We start from the raw sequence: 17,697 nt of genomic DNA, 5'->3' as shown, positions 1-17,697 counted from the left end.
GCTGTAATAAAACGGCAGGATTGATCAGTTGAAAGCTGGCCCGGAATGCAGACAAACTCTGCCGTGACGCTGCGTTAAAGCATAAAGTTGACAGGCTGGATGCATCCATCGGTCTGTAAACAGGGTGGTAACGCGAGTCATCTCGTCCCTGCATCAAGCGGGACGGGATTTTTTTCGTACATAAATAATAAAACAAGGAGGAAACATGATATGACGGTTCATACCTCGGCAGAAGTAAGACAACAGTTTCTCGATTTTTTTAAGGAAAAAGGGCACGATGTGGAGCCGAGCGCGCCGCTTGTACCACATGAAGATCCGACGCTGCTCTGGATCAACAGCGGGGTGGCTACACTTAAGAAATATTTTGACGGCCGTATCGTTCCGGATAATCCAAGAATTGTAAACGTCCAGAAATCGATCCGCACAAATGATATTGAAAATGTCGGCAAGACAGCACGCCATCACACTTTTTTTGAAATGCTCGGAAATTTCTCGATTGGTGATTATTTTAAAAAAGAAGCGATCGAATTCGCGTGGGAATTTCTGACGAGTGACCGCTGGATCGGATTCGAAGAAGATCGGTTGTCGGTCACTGTTCATCCGGAAGACGGCGAAGCGTATGAGTACTGGAAAAATGACATCGGCTTACCGGAAGAACGTATTATACGCCTGGAGGAGAATTTCTGGGATATCGGTGAAGGGCCGAGCGGGCCGAACACGGAGATTTTTTATGACCGCGGACCGGCCTACGGCGATGACGCCACGGATCCGGAACTGTATCCGGGCGGGGAAAACGAACGGTATCTGGAAATCTGGAACCTTGTCTTTTCCCAGTTCAATCACAATCCGGACGGCACCTATACACCGCTGCCGAAACAGAATATTGATACCGGCATGGGCCTTGAACGAATGGTATCGGTCATTCAGGAGGCACCGACCAACTATGATACCGATCTGTTCCTGCCGATTATACGCGAAACGGAAAAGATAGCCGGCGTGGAATACGGCTCCTCCGGCGATACGGATACCGCCTTGAAAGTCATCGCTGATCACATCCGCACCGTCAGCTTTGCGATCGGTGATGGAGCGCTCCCATCGAACGAAGGCCGAGGTTATGTCCTGCGCCGTCTGCTCCGGCGCGCCGTTCGATATGCGAAAATGATCGGAATTGAACGGGCCTTTATGTACGAGCTCGTGCCCGTTGTCGGAACGATCATGAAAGATCATTATCCGGAAGTGACAGAGAAAGAAGCTTTTGTCCAGAAAGTCATCAAAAATGAAGAAGATCGTTTTCACGAAAGACTAAGCGAAGGACTTGCCATCCTGTCGGATATTATGAAAAAAGAGAAGGAAAATGGAAGCAGCGTCATTTCCGGCAAAGACGTCTTCCGGCTTTATGATACGTACGGTTTTCCTGCGGATCTTACAGAAGAATATGTTATTGAAGAAGGATTTTCCATTAATGAGAAAGAATTTGAAGAAGAGATGCAGGCCCAGCGTGACCGGGCCCGTGCAGCCAGAAAAGACAGCGGATCGATGCAGACACAAGATGCGGTGCTGTCGGATGTGAAAGCAGAAAGTGAATTTGTCGGATATCACACCCTCCAGACGCAAGCCGCCATTCAGGTCATCCTGCATGACCGGGAGATCACCGACACGATCTCAGAAGGAATGACAGCAAGCATCATTCTGGACCGCACCCCGTTTTACGCGGAAAGCGGCGGGCAGGTCGCAGATACAGGAATCATCTATCACGATCAGGCACAGGCACAGGTGATAGATGTCCAGAAAGCGCCGAACGGTCAGAACCTTCATACGATCGAAGTAACGAAAGGTTCGCTGCGGACCGGATCCGTTGTAGACGCCGCAGTACAAGAACGAAGCCGCGTCGATATTGTAAAAAATCATACGGCAACCCACCTTCTGCATCAGGCTTTGAAGGACGTTCTTGGAGAGCATGTGAACCAGTCCGGATCCCTGGTTGAAAAAGACTATCTCCGCTTTGATTTCTCCCACTTCGGGCAGGTTACCACAGAGGAACTGGAACGTATTGAGCAGATCGTTAATGATAAGGTGGCACAGGCTGTTCCGGTTGTAATTGAAGAAATGAAGCTGGAACAGGCAAAAGAGATGAGAGCCATGGCATTATTCGGGGAGAAATACGGCACGGATGTCCGTGTTGTGCAGGTGGATGACTACAGCATCGAGCTGTGCGGCGGCTGTCACGTAAACAATACGGCAGAGATCGGTATGTTCAAGATTGTGTCGGAGGCAGGAATCGGCGCCGGTGTCCGCAGAGTGGAGGCTGTGACCGGAAGAAAGGCATTTGAATACATCAACGAGCAGCTGTCTCTTCTGAAAGAAACAGGAGATCTGTTAAAAGCAAAAACGTTAAAAGACGTCCCTCAGCGGGCCCAGGCTCTGCAGCAGCAGATACGGGAACTGCAGCGGGAAAATGAGTCCCTTGCCTCCAAGCTCGGCAATATGGAAGCAGGGAACCTGATCCATGAAGGAAAAACAGTAAGCAATGTCTATGTCATCGCCAAAGAAGTGGAGGCTCCGGATATGGACGGTCTCCGCAATACGGTCGATGAACTGAAACAACAGCTGGATTCCGGGATCATTGTGCTCGGCACTGTCAACGACGGGAAAGTAAACATTGCAGCAGGGGTTACGAAAGACTTAACGGAGCAGGGCTATAAAGCTGGGGATATTGTGAAACAGACGGCTTCCATCTGCGGCGGCGGCGGAGGAGGCCGTCCCGATATGGCCCAGGCTGGAGGTAAAAACCCGGAAAAACTTCCCGAAGCACTGGCGGCTGTGGAAGATATTATCCAATCCATTTCCTAAACCAGAATAATTAGTGTACAATAAGGGCAGGCTGTGAACTGTTCATAACGGCAGAGGCCGTTGATATACACACGGAAGTATGTAGGAAGAGGAGGTGTATGGAATGGATTATAATGACAGCACCATGAAGTTTAATGTTCAGGACGATACAGCGGATAAAGATGCAGGTGATGTGTTATTTTCCGTGTATCAGGCCCTGGAGGAAAAAGGCTATAATCCGATCAATCAGATCGTGGGTTATTTGTTGTCCGGAGATCCTGCATACATTCCAAGATACAAAGATGCCAGGACACTTATCCGTAAATTGGAAAGGGATGAGATGATAGAAGAACTGGTGCGTTCTTATTTAACGGAACACAGGAAGGAGAATGAATGAAGGTACTGGGACTGGATGTCGGAAACAAGCGGATAGGCGTGGCGGTGTCCGATGCCCTGCGCTGGACAGCCCAGGGACTTGAGACCATTCATGTGAAGGGGGAAGATCCATTGGAATCCTTCCCCCGTATTCAGGAAATCATGAAAGATCATGAGGCTCATGAAATTGTCGTCGGACTCCCGAAAAATATGAACGGAACCATCGGACCACGCGGGGAACAGTGCCTTGCGTTCGCGGAAAAACTGGAACAGGAATATAATGTGCCGGTTTCCATGTATGATGAAAGACTGACCACCCAGGCCGCGGAACGGACGCTGCTGGAAGCAGATGTGAGCCGGAAGAAACGGAAAAAAGTGGTGGATAAAATGGCTGCCGTCATGATTTTACAGGGATATTTAGATCAGGAACAATCAGGTTCCATTTAATGGAGGTATAAAGATGGCTGAAGAAGAAAACGAGCGGATTGTGATCCCGGATGAAGATGGGAATGAACACTTATTTGATTTGCTGTTTACCTTTGATGTGAACGAAACAGGGTATTCTTACATGGTATTGACGGCAGCAGGAGATCAGGAAAGCGAAGAGGAAGAAATTGAAGTATTTGCCTTCCGCTACGAAGAAGGGGAAGAAGAAGGCGAAGAATTATCTCTTTACCCGATCGAATCCGATGAGGAATGGGAAATGGTAGAGGAAATGGTGGAAACCTTCAGTGCAGGAGAAGATGAGGAATAACATCCCTGTCGTTGGAGCTGGGACAAAACATTATCAAAGATAAAAAAATCCGAACGATTTATCCGAACGATTTATGGAAGAAATCGTTCGGATTTTTTGTGTATTGTCCTACTGCTGCGTCAAAATAGGTCGCTTTCCGCGGGCACGGCTCGAAAAGAGGATGATCGGCTAAAACCGGCACGTCCTGGCGGGCGCCGACCTGACCCGCATCGTGCGGGCCCTCGGAAGAAAGGCGCTTCCTGTGGGTACCCGTGACTCGTGCTTTTCTGAGCAGGAGACGACCTATTCTGACTCCACTGGATTGCCGTTTTGAGGCTTAACATGTCCGTAATACTATTCTTTTTTGATTAGGATCAGTCTATCTTTCTCAGCGGAGGCCGGCCACGGAGACTCCTATGGGGTGAGGACGAGCTGAAGATCCACTTGGTAAAGCGGTTTTCTTTACCAAGTTAGCTGAAGCCGTCCCCATGGAAAGCGCAGTGGCCGGCTGCAGCGAGCTCAGTCGTGCTTGTTTTGTTCCGGTTTTCAGTTGACTTCCGGTCTTTTGTCTCAGGCTCTTTTTTTATGTCATTCTGTGAATATTGACGGATACTGTATAATGGAATCGATGGGAGGGGAAAACAGGTATGTTTGGCAGAAAAAAAACCGAGGACTTGACCGAGAAAGAAAAACAGGCAGGTATCGTGAGAAAAATTGTGCTGATCACGCTGGCTGTCCTTGTAACAGCGGTCGCTGCAGCAGCTGTCGGCGGTTATTTATACATATCATCCGCACTGGAACCCGCAGATAAAGATTCGGACGAAACGGTGACGGTGGAAATACCGATAGGCTCGAGTGCTTCCGACATCGGCTCCATTCTGGAAGAAAACAATGTCATCAAAAACGGAACAGTATTTCAGTACTACGTGCGTTATAATAACGAACAGGGATTTCAGGCAGGACAGTACGAATTGTCCCCATCCATGGACATAGATACAGTTATTGATGAACTGAAAGACGGTACGGTTATGGAAGAACCCGCGTTTTCTTTTACGATTCCGGAAGGAACATGGTATGAAGGAATCGTTCAGACTATTGCGGAGGCAGGACCTCATGAAGCGGAAGCTGTCCGGTCCAAACTGGAAGACGAAGCGTATGTGAAACAGCTGATAGAGGAAAATGATGCGGTTACTGAAGCTGTATTGAACGAAGATATCCGGTATCCCCTGGAAGGTTATCTGTTTCCTGCTACGTATGAATTTGTGGAAGAAGATACCTCTATTGAAGAAATCGCTGCCCGGATGATTGAAGAGACAGAGGAGATTATGGTAGAATTTTCGGAACAAGTGGAGGAAAGTGACTATACGTTTCATGAACTTCTGACACTTGCATCGATTGTGGAGCGTGAAGCGCGTAAAGAGGAAGACCGGCCGAGAATTGCCGGCGTCCTGTTCAACAGACTGGAAGAAGGAATGCGTCTCGAAGTAGATCCTACGGTTTCCTATGCTATGGGAGAACATAACTATATGACTTCCAGTAAAGATCTTGAAACCGAATCCCCCTATAACACCTACCAGAATACCGGAATTCCTCCGGGACCGATAGCAAGTCCGGGACTTTCTGCTATTCAGGCCGTCATGAATCCGGAAGAGAATGATTATCTCTTTTTCTACGCAAGGCCGAACGGTGAGGTGATCTATAATGAAGAGTATCGTGATCACCGGGAAGTACAGGAGGAGTACCGACATGAATGGGTGGAAGCAAGGGAAGAATAAACAAAACAAAGGCGGAAAAGCCGTCCGACCATGACTCCGCAGCACGGCTTCCCCGTTTGAATCAGGGGGAGGCCTATTTTGTAAGAAAACAGAGGGTAAAAAAATGAAAGATCACACCGCATTGCTGACGTATATGGAATCTCTGAAGGGAAAAGAACATACACTTTTTCGTAACATGGAAGCCTTTGCACAGGAAGAAAAAATCCCCATAATGGAAAAAGATTCCATGGAAGTGATGCTGCAGCTGCTGAAACTGCATGACAGCCGCAGGGTTCTGGAAATAGGGACCGCTATTGGGTATTCCGCTCTGAGGATGGCAGATGCCCTTCCTGAAGCGCATATCATATCGATGGAAAAAGATGAGCAGTCCCATCAGCGGGCGCTGCAATACAGGAAGGAAAGCGGACTGGATGCCCGCACTTCTTTTTATCTGGGAGATGCGCTGCAAGGGTGGTCATTGCCGGAAGAAGAAGCCGAATTTGATGCGTTGTTTATCGATGCAGCAAAAGGCAGGTACATGGATTTTTTCGAAACGTATCTCCCATATGTTAAGGTAAACGGTCTCATTCTCTGTGACAATGTGTTCTTTAAAGGACTTGCAGCAGATCCCGGACAGGCGTCTGAAAGGCTGCGCCCGATGGCGGAAAAAATCCGTACCTTTAACGAATACATCAGCACACACCCGGGTATAGAGACAACGTTCCTTCCTGTAGGAGACGGGCTGGCGGTCAGCCTGAAAAAAGAAAAGGATTGTAATTTAACGGATGGGTGAGTATGATAATGGCAGAATGACCCATTTTATACCCATTCTATCCAATGGAATGAAGAAAAGCGGAAGTATTGACTGGAAAGAGGAGTGACAGTGAAATGGCAGAAGAAAAACAGCATTACATGACAGAAGAAGGAAAACGTAAGTTGGAAGAAGAATTTGAACAGCTGAAAACAGAACGGCGCCAGGAAGTCGTGGAACGAATAAAAATCGCTAGAAGTTTCGGGGATCTCTCGGAGAACTCCGAATACGATGCAGCCAAAGATGAACAGGCTTTTGTAGAAGGCCGGATCAACCAGATAGAAAAAATGCTGAAAAACGCCGTCATTATAGAAGAGGATGCCACCAATAATTCCGAGGTGGCACTTGGGAAATCCGTTAAGTTCAAAGAGGTTCCGGATGGAGATGAAGAAGTGTATACGATTGTCGGCAGCGCAGAATCCGATCCCCTGGAAGGGAAAATCTCCAATGATTCTCCGATGGCACAGAGTCTTCTCGGACGCAAAGTAGGAGACCATGTTACCGTGAATACACCAGGCGGGGAATTTGATGTGGAAATCCTCGAAGTGAATTAACGCGTGACGCACAGAAAGCAGTGTCCCAACAGGCGGACACTGCTTTTTTCCGCCCTTGGGCCTGCTTGATGAAAATGCTGTGGGAAAAACGGTATATTTTCGGTTTTTCCCTCGCTTCACGTGTTAAAATTTTATATGATATGGGTAGACATGTTATGGATAGAGACAAAACAGGCAGGTGAAAAAAAATGAATGGAAACCAGGGATTTAATGATGAAAATCGATATGAAATGAGAAAGCGCAAGCGTATGAACCGGATCTTGAATATCTCCATTCTCCTTGTCGGCGCCCTGATTGTATTTTTTGCGGTGCAGCTGTTCCTCCCGGGAAGTGAAGAAGCAGCGGAGGATGACACGTCGGAACCGCAGCAGAATGAAGAAACGGAACCCTCTGAAGAGGAGACTACAGAAGAACAGACTACAGAAGAACAGACAGTCCCGGAAGATAACCCTGAAACGGATAATCAGAATGAAACCCCGGATACGAATAATCAGGACGACTCTTCACCTGTAGAAAAACCCACGGATAACAGCACTGATTCTGAGGAGAATAACAGCACCACGGAAGAAGAGAATGATTCAGACTCAGAACCAGATAATGAAGAGAATGATGGGGGAGGAGATTCCGTATCTATTCCTGAAGGCGGCGGTCCTGATGAAGACGAGTGGGAGCCGATCGGCACAGAACAGTCCGGTTCATTTTCTCATAACTTCGATACTGACAGTCAGAACTGGGCTGAGATGGAAGCCGCCCTGCGCTATGCTGCCGGGCTGGACGAAGAGGAAGCCGAAACATGGCGAATTGAAAACGGCGGGGCCCCCAATAGAGCCATAGGATATGTGAGCACATATGAAAACAGGCAGACACCGTATAAAGTAACGATGGAATTTGTAGAAGATGAAGGGTGGAAGCCGGTCGAGGTAGAGCAGGCGGATTCCAATCCCGAGCTTTAAGGATAATCAGGCTGGAAAGGAACGAAAACATGAAAATAGCAGTTATTGGTGCCATGGATGAAGAAGTGGAGGTATTGAAATCAAAACTGGAGGAATGCCGGGAGGAAGTAACCGGCGGAACCCGCTTTTATAAAGGCAGGCTGCACGGAGCAGACGTAGTGCTCATTCAGTCGGGAATCGGAAAAGTCAATGCAGCTGTTGCCACGACGCTCGTCATGGAAAAATTCAGCCCGGATCTTGTGATCAATACCGGCTCGGCAGGCGGATTTAATCCGGAACTGAACGTCGGCGATCTGGTCGTTTCCACCGAGGTCCGTTATAACGACGTAGATGCGACGGTGTTTGGATATGAATACGGCCAGGTGCCGCAGATGCCGGTTGCTTATAAAGCGGATGAAAAACTCAAGGAAAAAACGCTGGCAGCTGCTTCGCAGGAGCAAATACCAGTCACGGACGGTCTTATCCTGTCAGGGGACTCGTTTATGAGTTCAGACAGTCAGATTGCCTTTCTGAAAGAAACATTCGACGAGCCGCAGTGTGCGGAAATGGAAGCTGGAGCGATCGCCCACGTCTGCTGGCGGTTCGACGTGCCGTTTGTCATTATCCGTGCACTGAGCGATGTCGCAGGAAACGATGCCAAACAGTCCTACGACGAATTTCTCGTACAGGCATCTGAAAACTCCGCCGCGTTGGTTCTTGCGTTCATTCAGCATATCACGAATTAGGAAAATACTGCTGTTCCCGCCATGAATGCCCTGTCCTTCTCTCTTTTTTTCTATGATACGATGAAGAAAAAGGGAGGAGGAAACAGCAGAATGGCAGAATCAAAAACAGAACACGATAAAAAAGCCGAAGATTATCATATGTACAGCAGAATTTTCATAACGGCTGCCTGTTTTCTATTCCTCGGACTTCTGCTTCCGGAAAGTATTCCGGCAGCCAAACAGCCTGCCGTGCTCGGTATCATCGGGCTGTTCAGTGCCGCGTCCGTCCTGTTCCATGTTGCAAAAAGCAGGGCGAAACAGCAGGCGGAGTATGAAAATCAGAACCTGTAATCCGTGCCGGCCGTTTCGTTTATGAAATGTTTCATGATCCTGGCGGTCAGTCCCCAGATCACGTAAGGACCGTAATAATAAAAGTATTCAGGATGAGAGCCGGCACTCCATGCGTAATGTCTTCCGTTCGGGATTGCTTCAAACGGGAAGCTTTCTTCCGGCTGGATCTGCAGATGTACAAGGTGTTCCGCCGGTTTTTCGCGGAGGAAAAAAGAGAATGGAACCGTAAATAATTCATCCACTTCCTCTTCATTTGGTTGAAACGAAGCCGCAGGATCAATAAACCCCGCAAACGGATAGATGATTTGATTAAACGGGGATATGATTTTATCGAGGCTGCCGGAAATGGCAGCCTCGTTCTTGTGGATCCCGGTCTCTTCCATAAGCTCGCGGACAGCCGCTTCAGCGGGACCGGCATCCTCATCATCCACTTTTCCTCCGGGAAAGCATATTTCGCCGGGCTGGCGCTTCATATGTCCGGCTCTTACTTCAAATAAAACATGAATGTCATCTGATTTTTCTATTAAAGGCACAAAGACGGCAAAACGGCGCATCCGTTTCTCATCAATAATCCCCTGCGTCCGTCCACTCAGACGTCTTGTGATATCTTCTTTTTTTAAGCTCAATCCCCGACCTTCTCCTTTCCCGTGTTGGATTGTCTAGAGATGCTTCTGAAACCACGATGTCATATGCCGGAGACGTTCGACCCGCAGCGCCGGAGCACCGTTTCGGCTCAGGTCATGGTTGGATTCCGGAAAGCGCAGAAACATCACCTGCTTATCAAGATACTGCAGAGCGGTGAAAAGCTGTTCAGCCTGTTCCACCGGGCACCGGTAATCTTTTTCTCCATGCATAATCAAAAGCGGTGTATCGATATTCTTTACATATTTCAGAGGTGAATGGTTCCAGAGCTTTTCCGGATCGTCTAACATAGGTACGCCCAGCTCCCATTCCGTGAAGAAAAATCCAATATCACTGACTCCGGTAAAACTGGTCCAGTTGGATATAGAGCGCTGGGTGACGGCGGCTTTGAACCTGGATGTCTGCCCGATGATCCAGTTGGTCATAAAACCGCCGTAACTGCCGCCGGTTACACCGAGCCGGTTTTTATCCAGGAAGTCATAATGGTAGAGAACATGATCGACACTTCTCATTAAATCACTGTAATCCATTCCGCCGTAATCCCCGCGGCAGGCATCGGCAAACGTCTGCCCGTAACCGTGGCTTCCCCGTGGATTCATATAGAGTACGGCATACCCTTCGGCTGCAAGCATCTGAAGTTCATGAAAAAAAGTGTTGGCGTACATGGCGTGAGGCCCGCCGTGAATGTTGAGAATAAGCGGATAACGCTGTCCTTCTTCAAGAAACGCCGGCCTCATCAGCCACCCGTGAATATCCCAGCCGTCTTCTGCAGCCGCTGTCACCGGCTCCGGAATGGAGAGATGGACGCTGTGGATGAAGTCCGCATTGACATCTGTCAGGCGGATTTTTCCTCTATCCTGCTTATCGATTTTATAGAAATCCCCGGGATTGGACGGATCGCTGATTCCTGCGATAAACAGATCCAGCCGGGGGTGATAGGTGAAGCCGAATACGTGATTGTCTTCGTCATGAACCGGGGTGATTTCCCCGTTCATATCCATTTGATAGATGCCGGAATTTCCGTTTTCACTCGCGCTGAAATATAGATACTCCTGTTCGGCTGACCAGACAGGAGCGGGGTCGGCTTGTCCGGCGCGCAAATCGGTGATCGCTGCATCTCCGATCTGGACGTCCCACTTGATCGTCACACAGTGCCGTTCTTTGCTGAGAGGATCGATGATCCAGACCTGGTTAAGCGTGGCACCTTTGTAGTCCAGTTCATGGCCGATACAGGCAATCTTTCGCCCGTCATGGGACCAGTTCGCACTGAAAAACACTCCATTGGACTCGGTCAGCTTTACGATGTCTTCTGTTTCCGTGTCGATGATAAAAAGGTCCACAGTCTGTGACACATCTTCATTTTCATCCCGGTTGGCACTGAAAACGATCTGCCTGCTGTCCGGGGACCAGCGTGCGGAATGATGATCATATTCTCCGCTGGTCAGGATGTTTACTTCATTTGTTTTCAGATCGAGAAGGGCAAGATGCTTTCTCCGGCCTCTGCGGAACCCCATGCCTTCCTGTTTATAACGTAAATGCCGGATAACCGCGGGCTTTGTTTCTTCTGTGCCGGTGTTTTCCGGTGCGGAAAAAGGGTCTTCGCCGTTTCGTACATAGGTCGTGAAAAGCAGGTATCTGCCATCCGGGGACCAGTCCGGGTCGGAGGCACCGTGTTTCAGGGTGGTGAGCTGCCGAGGTTCACCTCCTGCTGCTGACATCATCCAGATCTGGCTGGTCCCTGAACGGGTGGACACAAAAGCCAGTTCTGTACCATCGGGAGACCAGCGCGGTGAATGATCCTGAACGTCCCCGAATGTCCACTGCATCGGCATATTGTCGGTAAATTGGTGGATGAATAGATGTGAATTATATTCTGTGTCATTTCGCACCGATGTCTGGACATAGGCATATTTTTCACCGTCACCGGACAGGCGCGGATCGCCGACAACACGAATATTTTTTATATCTTCAGGTGTAACCGCACGTTTCTGGTCAGCCAACTAAACGTCCTCCTTGCTCCGTGATTTCCACCATGTGATGTGAAATAAGTATAGTAAAGATAAGGAAAAACCTCAACGAACAACCTCCGTGTCCGGTTGAAAAAAGTGGAAAGATTATCTGACAAACTCAATGAAAGAATGGCTCCGGTTCCCTATACTGAAAATCAAGGAAACTCCTTTTCTTTTGCCGACTTTCTTTTCCTTGTTGGCATCTCTCTCCACTTGAAGCTGTCCGGTGGATTGCTCCGGACAGCCTTTTTTATCTTTTTTCTTCGGTGTATTCATATTCAATGCTGTCATGATTGCGGCTGTATTTCACGTGCAGGTCGTACCCTTCAAAATACCATTTATCTTTTTCTTCCACATAAAAAATAATGCCGTCCTTCGTTGTTTCGGCCCAGGTTTCGAACGGTTCGGACTTAGATACGCCGAGAGAAAATCCCGGATGGATGGGGGAACGACCGCCGTAGCGGGCGAAAAAGCGAATATAATCCCCTTCCTCGGCATTCATTTCTTCTTCGAACCATTTCAGGGCGGGGGTGCTCAAAGTGATCTCCATGACTGTCAGCCTCCATCTTGTTACTAGTCTATTGTGTACTCTTCCCCGTATGCAGAAGAAAAAAACAATGAAGGGTGGACAAACAACGAAAGCCTTCCCACTGCATAAACTAACAGGGAGAGGAGGGCGATAAAGTTGTCCGGTATTCTTGCTGCCGCACTGTATATCATGAAAGAACTGGCCATGTTCGTCTCCTATGTGAAAAACAATGCCTTTCCCCAGCCGTTGTCCAAAGAAGAAGAGAAAAAACATCTCGAACGAATGCAACAGGGGGACCAGCACTCCAGGAATCTGTTGATCGAACATAACCTGCGTCTTGTGGCCCATATCGTGAAGAAGTTTGAAAATGCCAAAGAAGACACCGAGGACCTGATTTCCATCGGTACCATCGGCTTGATCAAAGGCATTGAAAGCTATTCCCCGGAAAAAGGAACCAAACTGGCGACGTATGCGGCAAGATGTGTCGAAAATGAAATACTTATGCATCTCCGGGCGCTGAAAAAAGTAAAAAAAGATATATCCCTGCATGATCCTATTGGAAGTGACAAAGAAGGCAATGAATTGCCCTTGATACGTTATATGTAATGAGGAGCAAAGGTATGAGGGAGGCGGGGGTAAATCACAAGTTCGAAGTCATCTAAACGCTGCTGCTTGTTTTTGGTGTAAACGGCTTTCTCGATTACTGATTTGAGAAGGGCGTTTTTCTTTTTGATGTCGTCTGTCTTCCTATATAAATCGAGGACGTGTTCGACATGGGGGATAATGTTCTCCTGGGCTGCTTCGCGTTCCTGAAGCAGTTCTATCTCTGATTGAGCGTTGGCGATGTTTGTGTTGATGTCATTCATGCGGTCGGAGATATTTTGCGATCTTTCGAGAAAGGTTTCCTCATCGTACACTCCGCGTTCAAGAAAGTCATGCAGCTTCAGCTTCTGTTTGTTCAGTTCCTTTAATTCTTTCTCCATGGAATGAATCGAGTTCTGTAAAATCTCAAGCTCGTTGGCATCTTCGTTTGCAGTGTTATCCTCATTTCCATAATCCCAGTCAGCCTTGTACCGAGCCAGCCAGTCCTGCAGTCCGTCCAATACTTTCTGTTCGACAAACTCCATTTTGGAGCTGCGGCAGCCACAGTTTTTAGCGTTATTACACATAACGAATGTTTTACCGTCTGTATAAGGGCGCCGGACCATGGTTTTCTCGCAGTACCCACATTTTACGATACCGGCTAGGGGGTTCGTTACACGGCCGCCCAGCTGATAAGGTACGTGATATCTCGTTTTCAAAATATCTTGTGCTTTCTCATACAGTTCCATTGGTACAAGAGGTTTATGCTTGCCTTCAACATCCACCCATTCATTACGGGGACGGGTGCGTGTGTCCTTTGTTTTCCCTGGTGTGGTGGACTTCTTGATATCCTTGCGTTTCCATTGCAGCCGTCCAGCGTATACAGCATTTTTAATGATGTTGAGGACAGCACTCGGCTCCCATAGCTTCCCAGTGTAGGAGGGAGCGCCGATATCATTTAGACGGTTCGCAATTTCAGCGCTGCCAAGGCGTTGATTGGAATTATCCTCTGTATACCAGGCAAATATCTTTCTGACAATCGGAGCTTGTTCAGGGTGAGGGACAAGAGTGCGGTGCTTTCCATCTTTATAAATTTCATAGCCATACGGTGCCTTTGTAGCGATGTAATTGCCGTCTTCGATGGAGCGGAGGCGGCCGCCCTGGAGCCGGCGGTTAATGATCTTAAGCTCTTTCCGGGACATGAACGTTTCAAACTCGGTGTATTCCTCATCCCATTCATCTGATAGATCGTATGTTTTCCGTGTAGTAATAATTTTTGTTTTAGCAGTGCGGAAGGTGTCCAGTATCAGCCCCTGTTCCTGCATATTGCCGCGGCCTAAGCGGTCAATATCCATGACGAGGACGGCGTCGTACTCATGATTCTCAACTTCTTTAAGCAGCTCGAGCATCTCGGGGCGGTGGACCAGGCTTTCCCCGGATACGATTTCCTGACGGATCTTGGTGACGTTAAGGTTTAGTTTCTTTGCTATTTTGAAGAGGGCGTTCTTGTGTTTGGCCAGTGTTTCACCATCACCGCGGGCTTCTGCTTCGATATCGGCACGGGATTTTCTTAGATACATACAGACGTTCAGCATAGTCGTAATCACTCCTACCTTATTGTATTGATAAGAATTAGCGATAGAAGAGTGATGTGGTATCAAGACTTAACACTTCTTCTAAGTCTTCAACCAGCATTATAAAATACTCTGCCTCATTTAACATCCCGGGATCGTAACCATCCCTTTTTAATCGTGACTGGACCATATCTATATTGATTGCGAAACTGTCGTCATCGAATGGATCTCTGACCAACTCCCCCATATCAATGGAAAGTATAGCAAGATCAGCAAAATCTTCTTCATAAAAGCGCTCAACACTCTGAGGGACCCTATAAAAACGGATCTCTCCTCGCTGCTCTCCATCTGATTTCACAAGTGCCCATTTTGCCTGCAGCTCTCCGTCAATCTCTTCGTAGTAAACCCACATAATTTGCGACCTCCTCGCCGACTTGTTCCTGCAGTTGGTTCATCATTCTTTGCGTCGTCAGGTGGGTTTGGATTATTTGTTTCGCCTAATAAATAAGAAACAGTAACATCATATTTCTATGCAAGTATTTATCTTGCAAATGCTCTTATTAATGAATAGGGCAGTCCAAATGGATCCCCCGCATAAAATGTCACGAGGTGATGCACCAATGACTGACAAATATGAAGATCAATCGATGGAGTATTACCACGGGAACACCAAGATTAAAATTGTCGATCCTGGTCCGGTTCCCCCGGAAAAAGTGGAGCGCATTTTAGAACAGTTTCACAAGGTAGGATGGTCCATATGGAATGACCTATCTCCCGAAGAACAAAAAGCCATCAACGCAGAATACGACAAGCAGCGGGCTGATTAAGCCTGCATTATTGGACAAGTTCTCTGTGATTCTATCGTACATTGAAAAACCTATTACCAGGAGGGCAAACACAGAGCGGTGACGGAGAGTACAGATCGAAAATCAGCCGGCAGAACAGATGCTGAAACGATATCAGCGACCGCGAGTGTGACGGTGTATGAGAAAGTGCAAAGTCGCCCTTAGGCGACTTGACACTACAAAAGGGTCCGGCACTCAGAAATGCACTGTTCTAAATCTTGTACAGCATGTTCCATTTTCTCTTTAGGTTCTTCATGTGCTGTATTTAATGCATTATTTAAGTGTCCTAAAGCACTTTCACACTCGTCAATGCATTTTTGAAGTTCGGTGTTATCCATAAGAAACCTCCTTTCAAAAATTAGTACATCCTTAAAGTTTCTAACACGAGTTATTTTATACAAGTTATTTAAGACAATGGAAAACTGCACATTCGACGGATTATGTGCACTTGAAAATATTCTTCTTAATAATCATGGACCATATGCTTTTCATACCATTTTTGGTAAATATAAATGATAGGAACAAGGCTTGTTATGATCAGAAAGAGCTCGAAATTAGTCATATTTTTTAATTCGTAAACATTATACGTTTCAAATACAAGCGGGCTGATGATAAATGCTTGAAATGCGTCCACCATGAAATTCAAACCGAAAAACAGCCATGGGTTTGGGAACGTAATATAAAAAATCAGTATTGTGGTCACAGGAAGAAAACCATATGTAAAAGATGGAATACCGTTAAGAAAAAAGACGTTGTTGGTGACAGTCCACCAATTATATACTTCTGCCATTTGAAAATGGATGGTATCGAGCATCAAAGTGAAAAAGGCTACAGATAAAAATCGTCTAAGCTTTGTTGAATCTAAGAAAATTAATATAAACCAGGGAACAATAAGTAAAACCCAGGGTAAAATATTTTCTCCCATTTGTACTCTCCTCATGATCACTTAGAATTTTGGTCAAAACTACCGGGTACAGCGAATGACAATATTATAAATTATTACAAAGATCCACTTTTTCAGGTTTACCAAAAAAATAAAAATTATTCAGCTGCGCATTTCGTGGCTTATGCGCATGAACACCTAAAAGTGTTAATATAGAAATGATTAAAAGAGAAAAAATCCCAAACAATTGTTTGAAATTTCTGTTAGTATGATAATTGGGGGTTTTAGGCAGTGTGACGGCAACATGAAAACGGCATGGCTGCCGACCATTAAAAGGCGGGCAGATCATTACAAGATCTATTTTTTATTAGCTAATTCATCCCGGTCCGCTGCCCGTGGAGGCTCCTCCATCCATCCGTGTTTAATTATAATTCTCGCCCCACTATCCGCAAACTTTGCGATTTCAGCCATCAGCCTGCTGTACATAACACCGATATCCCTGCGCGGACTCATAGACATGCTTGTACCGTAATACCCAAGACTGATGGCCGTCAAAGTAGAGCAATAGAACATCATCTTTTTGTCAGAAAAGGTGTAAGCCGTTGAATCAGTAACCTCGGAGTCCAACATCATGGGACTGGGCAAATCATTTTCTTTCAGATAGGATTCGAAGATTTCACAATGTTTTTGGGCAATCTCCTTACCTTTCTTAAGATATTGAACCACCTCTTTGTTCTGAGCAACCTGGCTGTACCCCATCATGGTTGCAGACCCTAAAGCATTTCTTTGGAAGTTGGCATAAAGATTGGATATTTCCATCCCCGTTAACGGTCGTCTTTCTCCAAAGTACCCTGTTAAAAAACTTTTATCCTTAACATAATCAAGCGTTTTCGGCTTTGGAAGGTAGGGAGATCTTATATATAGGCCTCTGGATAATAAAAGGTCATTGCTCCATTTTATAATTTTATCTGATTCTGCGAGACAGGTACTGAAAAAATGATAAATATCCTCTCTCACAGCCAAACTTAAAGATATGCCATAATTATTAACTCCAAGTTTTCCTAATTGGTTCAGCGAATTTAAAAAGTACGTATCAGAAAACAAACGGGGGGCTGTTACATCTGCGTCTTCGCTTACGTTAAACCCATGAGGAACAGGATAATTTTCGTTATTAAATAGTTGTGTAATGGTACGAACTTGAGATTGAGAAACCTTTAAGGCGTATTGTAGTAATTCGTTTATCTCATCATCTTCGACGGTATTCACTTCACACTCTAAATGACAAATTGCAGCACTGTCATTCATATATGTTATCCATAATTGTGAGATTTCTGCTGAAGTTAATGAAATGTTTCGTTCTGACATTTGCATCCCTACTCTTTAGAAGAATAATTTTGTTTTTAGTCTGTACCATTTTTAATGTATATATTCTCTTGGGATTAACTTTAATATGAAACGGTATCGTCCGCATACTTATCCGGAAAATGTTAGCTGTTTGTGTCATTTTTTCCATATTGATCTCCTCTTTGTCTTATAATAATACGAACATTCATTCTCTATAGGTCTTGA

19 protein-coding genes and 1 pseudogene are annotated in these 17,697 nt (G+C 46.4%); 12 read left to right on the top strand and 8 right to left on the bottom strand.

Going from position 1 to position 17,697, the window contains the following annotated elements:
- The first annotated feature begins 210 nt into the window (after positions 1-210).
- From alaS to ACW9JV_RS11400, 10 genes are all read left to right on the top strand, one after another.
- Positions 211-2,850 carry an alanine--tRNA ligase gene (gene alaS, locus ACW9JV_RS11445; protein ID WP_457334320.1) on the top strand — a complete coding sequence of 880 codons (2,640 nt, stop codon included), beginning with the start codon at positions 211-213 and terminating at the stop codon, positions 2,848-2,850.
- Positions 2,851-2,953: 103 nt separating this feature from the next.
- Positions 2,954-3,226 (top strand): IreB family regulatory phosphoprotein, encoded by a 273-nt coding sequence (locus ACW9JV_RS11440; RefSeq protein ID WP_457334318.1) that lies wholly within the window; start codon positions 2,954-2,956, stop codon positions 3,224-3,226.
- Positions 3,223-3,651, top strand: a complete 429-nt coding sequence (ruvX, locus tag ACW9JV_RS11435; protein ID WP_457334316.1) for a Holliday junction resolvase RuvX — start codon at positions 3,223-3,225, stop codon at positions 3,649-3,651. The genes ACW9JV_RS11440 and ruvX overlap by 4 nt, the downstream gene beginning before the upstream one ends.
- 13 nt (positions 3,652-3,664) lie before the next feature.
- On the top strand, positions 3,665-3,958 hold the full coding sequence (locus tag ACW9JV_RS11430; RefSeq protein ID WP_090925688.1) for a DUF1292 domain-containing protein: 294 nt from the start codon (positions 3,665-3,667) through the stop codon (positions 3,956-3,958).
- A 626-nt stretch (positions 3,959-4,584) separates the two neighbouring features.
- Complete coding sequence (mltG, locus tag ACW9JV_RS11425) at positions 4,585-5,712, top strand: endolytic transglycosylase MltG (RefSeq protein WP_457334314.1); 1,128 nt, start codon at positions 4,585-4,587, stop codon at positions 5,710-5,712.
- 103 nt (positions 5,713-5,815) lie between these two features.
- Entirely contained in the window at positions 5,816-6,484 is a 669-nt protein-coding gene (locus ACW9JV_RS11420; protein ID WP_457334313.1) for an O-methyltransferase, read from the top strand.
- A 95-nt stretch (positions 6,485-6,579) separates the two neighbouring features.
- Positions 6,580-7,056 carry a transcription elongation factor GreA gene (gene greA, locus ACW9JV_RS11415; protein WP_457334311.1) on the top strand — a complete coding sequence of 159 codons (477 nt, stop codon included), beginning with the start codon at positions 6,580-6,582 and terminating at the stop codon, positions 7,054-7,056.
- Between the two features lie 188 nt (positions 7,057-7,244).
- Positions 7,245-8,009, top strand: a complete 765-nt coding sequence (locus ACW9JV_RS11410; protein WP_457334309.1) for a YrrS family protein — start codon at positions 7,245-7,247, stop codon at positions 8,007-8,009.
- A gap of 29 nt (positions 8,010-8,038) precedes the next feature.
- Positions 8,039-8,734: a 5'-methylthioadenosine/S-adenosylhomocysteine nucleosidase gene (gene mtnN, locus ACW9JV_RS11405; RefSeq protein ID WP_457334307.1), complete on the top strand. Its 696-nt coding sequence runs from the start codon at positions 8,039-8,041 to the stop codon at positions 8,732-8,734.
- A gap of 90 nt (positions 8,735-8,824) precedes the next feature.
- Positions 8,825-9,064, top strand: coding sequence for a YrhC family protein (locus ACW9JV_RS11400; protein ID WP_457334305.1), 240 nt, complete (start codon positions 8,825-8,827; stop codon positions 9,062-9,064).
- Here the strand turns inward: ACW9JV_RS11400 and ACW9JV_RS11395 are convergent.
- The 3 genes from ACW9JV_RS11395 to ACW9JV_RS11385 form a co-directional block, all read right to left on the bottom strand.
- Entirely contained in the window at positions 9,052-9,690 is a 639-nt protein-coding gene (locus tag ACW9JV_RS11395) for an NUDIX hydrolase (RefSeq protein WP_457334303.1), read from the bottom strand. The genes ACW9JV_RS11400 and ACW9JV_RS11395 overlap by 13 nt on opposite strands.
- A gap of 33 nt (positions 9,691-9,723) precedes the next feature.
- Entirely contained in the window at positions 9,724-11,706 is a 1,983-nt protein-coding gene (locus ACW9JV_RS11390) for a S9 family peptidase (protein ID WP_457334301.1), read from the bottom strand.
- 259 nt (positions 11,707-11,965) lie between these two features.
- Positions 11,966-12,265 carry a HesB/YadR/YfhF family protein gene (locus ACW9JV_RS11385; RefSeq protein ID WP_457334299.1) on the bottom strand — a complete coding sequence of 100 codons (300 nt, stop codon included), beginning with the start codon at positions 12,263-12,265 and terminating at the stop codon, positions 11,966-11,968.
- 135 nt (positions 12,266-12,400) lie between these two features.
- Between ACW9JV_RS11385 and sigK the strand changes: the two are divergent.
- A pseudogene (gene sigK, locus ACW9JV_RS11380) lies at positions 12,401-12,838 on the top strand (RNA polymerase sporulation sigma factor SigK); the annotation flags it as partial.
- A 2-nt stretch (positions 12,839-12,840) separates the two neighbouring features.
- Here the strand turns inward: sigK and ACW9JV_RS11375 are convergent.
- Positions 12,841-14,418 (bottom strand): recombinase family protein, encoded by a 1,578-nt coding sequence (locus tag ACW9JV_RS11375; protein WP_457334735.1) that lies wholly within the window; start codon positions 14,416-14,418, stop codon positions 12,841-12,843.
- 40 nt (positions 14,419-14,458) lie between these two features.
- Positions 14,459-14,812, bottom strand: a complete 354-nt coding sequence (locus ACW9JV_RS11370; RefSeq protein ID WP_457334297.1) for a hypothetical protein — start codon at positions 14,810-14,812, stop codon at positions 14,459-14,461.
- 208 nt (positions 14,813-15,020) lie between these two features.
- Between ACW9JV_RS11370 and ACW9JV_RS11365 the strand changes: the two genes are divergently transcribed.
- Positions 15,021-15,227: a hypothetical protein gene (locus tag ACW9JV_RS11365; protein WP_457334295.1), complete on the top strand. Its 207-nt coding sequence runs from the start codon at positions 15,021-15,023 to the stop codon at positions 15,225-15,227.
- Positions 15,228-15,421: 194 nt separating this feature from the next.
- Here the strand turns inward: ACW9JV_RS11365 and ACW9JV_RS11360 are convergent, their stop codons facing one another.
- The 3 genes from ACW9JV_RS11360 to ACW9JV_RS11350 form a co-directional block, all read right to left on the bottom strand.
- Positions 15,422-15,583, bottom strand: a complete 162-nt coding sequence (locus ACW9JV_RS11360; RefSeq protein WP_457334294.1) for a hypothetical protein — start codon at positions 15,581-15,583, stop codon at positions 15,422-15,424.
- 125 nt (positions 15,584-15,708) lie between these two features.
- The gene (locus ACW9JV_RS11355; RefSeq protein ID WP_457334292.1) at positions 15,709-16,170 is read right to left on the bottom strand and encodes a hypothetical protein; all 462 of its coding nucleotides are present in this window, start codon (positions 16,168-16,170) and stop codon (positions 15,709-15,711) included.
- A gap of 315 nt (positions 16,171-16,485) precedes the next feature.
- Entirely contained in the window at positions 16,486-17,493 is a 1,008-nt protein-coding gene (locus ACW9JV_RS11350) for a DUF3231 family protein (RefSeq protein WP_457334290.1), read from the bottom strand.
- Between the last annotated feature and the right edge of the window lie 204 nt (positions 17,494-17,697).

It is taken from the genome of Salibacterium sp. K-3 (assembly GCF_054052005.1).
This window is presented reverse-complemented; position numbering and strand designations above follow the sequence as displayed.

Excerpts from the sequence above, each read along its gene's own strand:
- alaS (WP_457334320.1), top strand. The coding sequence starts at position 211 with ATGACGGTTCATACCTCGGCAGAAGTAAGACAACAGTTTCTCGATTTT.
- ACW9JV_RS11440 (WP_457334318.1), top strand. The coding sequence starts at position 2,954 with ATGGATTATAATGACAGCACCATGAAGTTTAATGTTCAGGACGATACA.
- ruvX (WP_457334316.1), top strand. The coding sequence starts at position 3,223 with ATGAAGGTACTGGGACTGGATGTCGGAAACAAGCGGATAGGCGTGGCG.
- ACW9JV_RS11430 (WP_090925688.1), top strand. The coding sequence starts at position 3,665 with ATGGCTGAAGAAGAAAACGAGCGGATTGTGATCCCGGATGAAGATGGG.
- mltG (WP_457334314.1), top strand. The coding sequence starts at position 4,585 with ATGTTTGGCAGAAAAAAAACCGAGGACTTGACCGAGAAAGAAAAACAG.
- ACW9JV_RS11420 (WP_457334313.1), top strand. The coding sequence starts at position 5,816 with ATGAAAGATCACACCGCATTGCTGACGTATATGGAATCTCTGAAGGGA.
- greA (WP_457334311.1), top strand. The coding sequence starts at position 6,580 with ATGGCAGAAGAAAAACAGCATTACATGACAGAAGAAGGAAAACGTAAG.
- ACW9JV_RS11410 (WP_457334309.1), top strand. The coding sequence starts at position 7,245 with ATGAATGGAAACCAGGGATTTAATGATGAAAATCGATATGAAATGAGA.
- mtnN (WP_457334307.1), top strand. The coding sequence starts at position 8,039 with ATGAAAATAGCAGTTATTGGTGCCATGGATGAAGAAGTGGAGGTATTG.
- ACW9JV_RS11400 (WP_457334305.1), top strand. The coding sequence starts at position 8,825 with ATGGCAGAATCAAAAACAGAACACGATAAAAAAGCCGAAGATTATCAT.
- ACW9JV_RS11385 (WP_457334299.1), bottom strand. The coding sequence starts at position 12,265 with ATGGAGATCACTTTGAGCACCCCCGCCCTGAAATGGTTCGAAGAAGAA.
- ACW9JV_RS11370 (WP_457334297.1), bottom strand. The coding sequence starts at position 14,812 with ATGTGGGTTTACTACGAAGAGATTGACGGAGAGCTGCAGGCAAAATGG.
- ACW9JV_RS11365 (WP_457334295.1), top strand. The coding sequence starts at position 15,021 with ATGACTGACAAATATGAAGATCAATCGATGGAGTATTACCACGGGAAC.
- ACW9JV_RS11360 (WP_457334294.1), bottom strand. The coding sequence starts at position 15,583 with ATGGATAACACCGAACTTCAAAAATGCATTGACGAGTGTGAAAGTGCT.
- ACW9JV_RS11355 (WP_457334292.1), bottom strand. The coding sequence starts at position 16,170 with ATGGGAGAAAATATTTTACCCTGGGTTTTACTTATTGTTCCCTGGTTT.
- ACW9JV_RS11350 (WP_457334290.1), bottom strand. The coding sequence starts at position 17,493 with ATGTCAGAACGAAACATTTCATTAACTTCAGCAGAAATCTCACAATTA.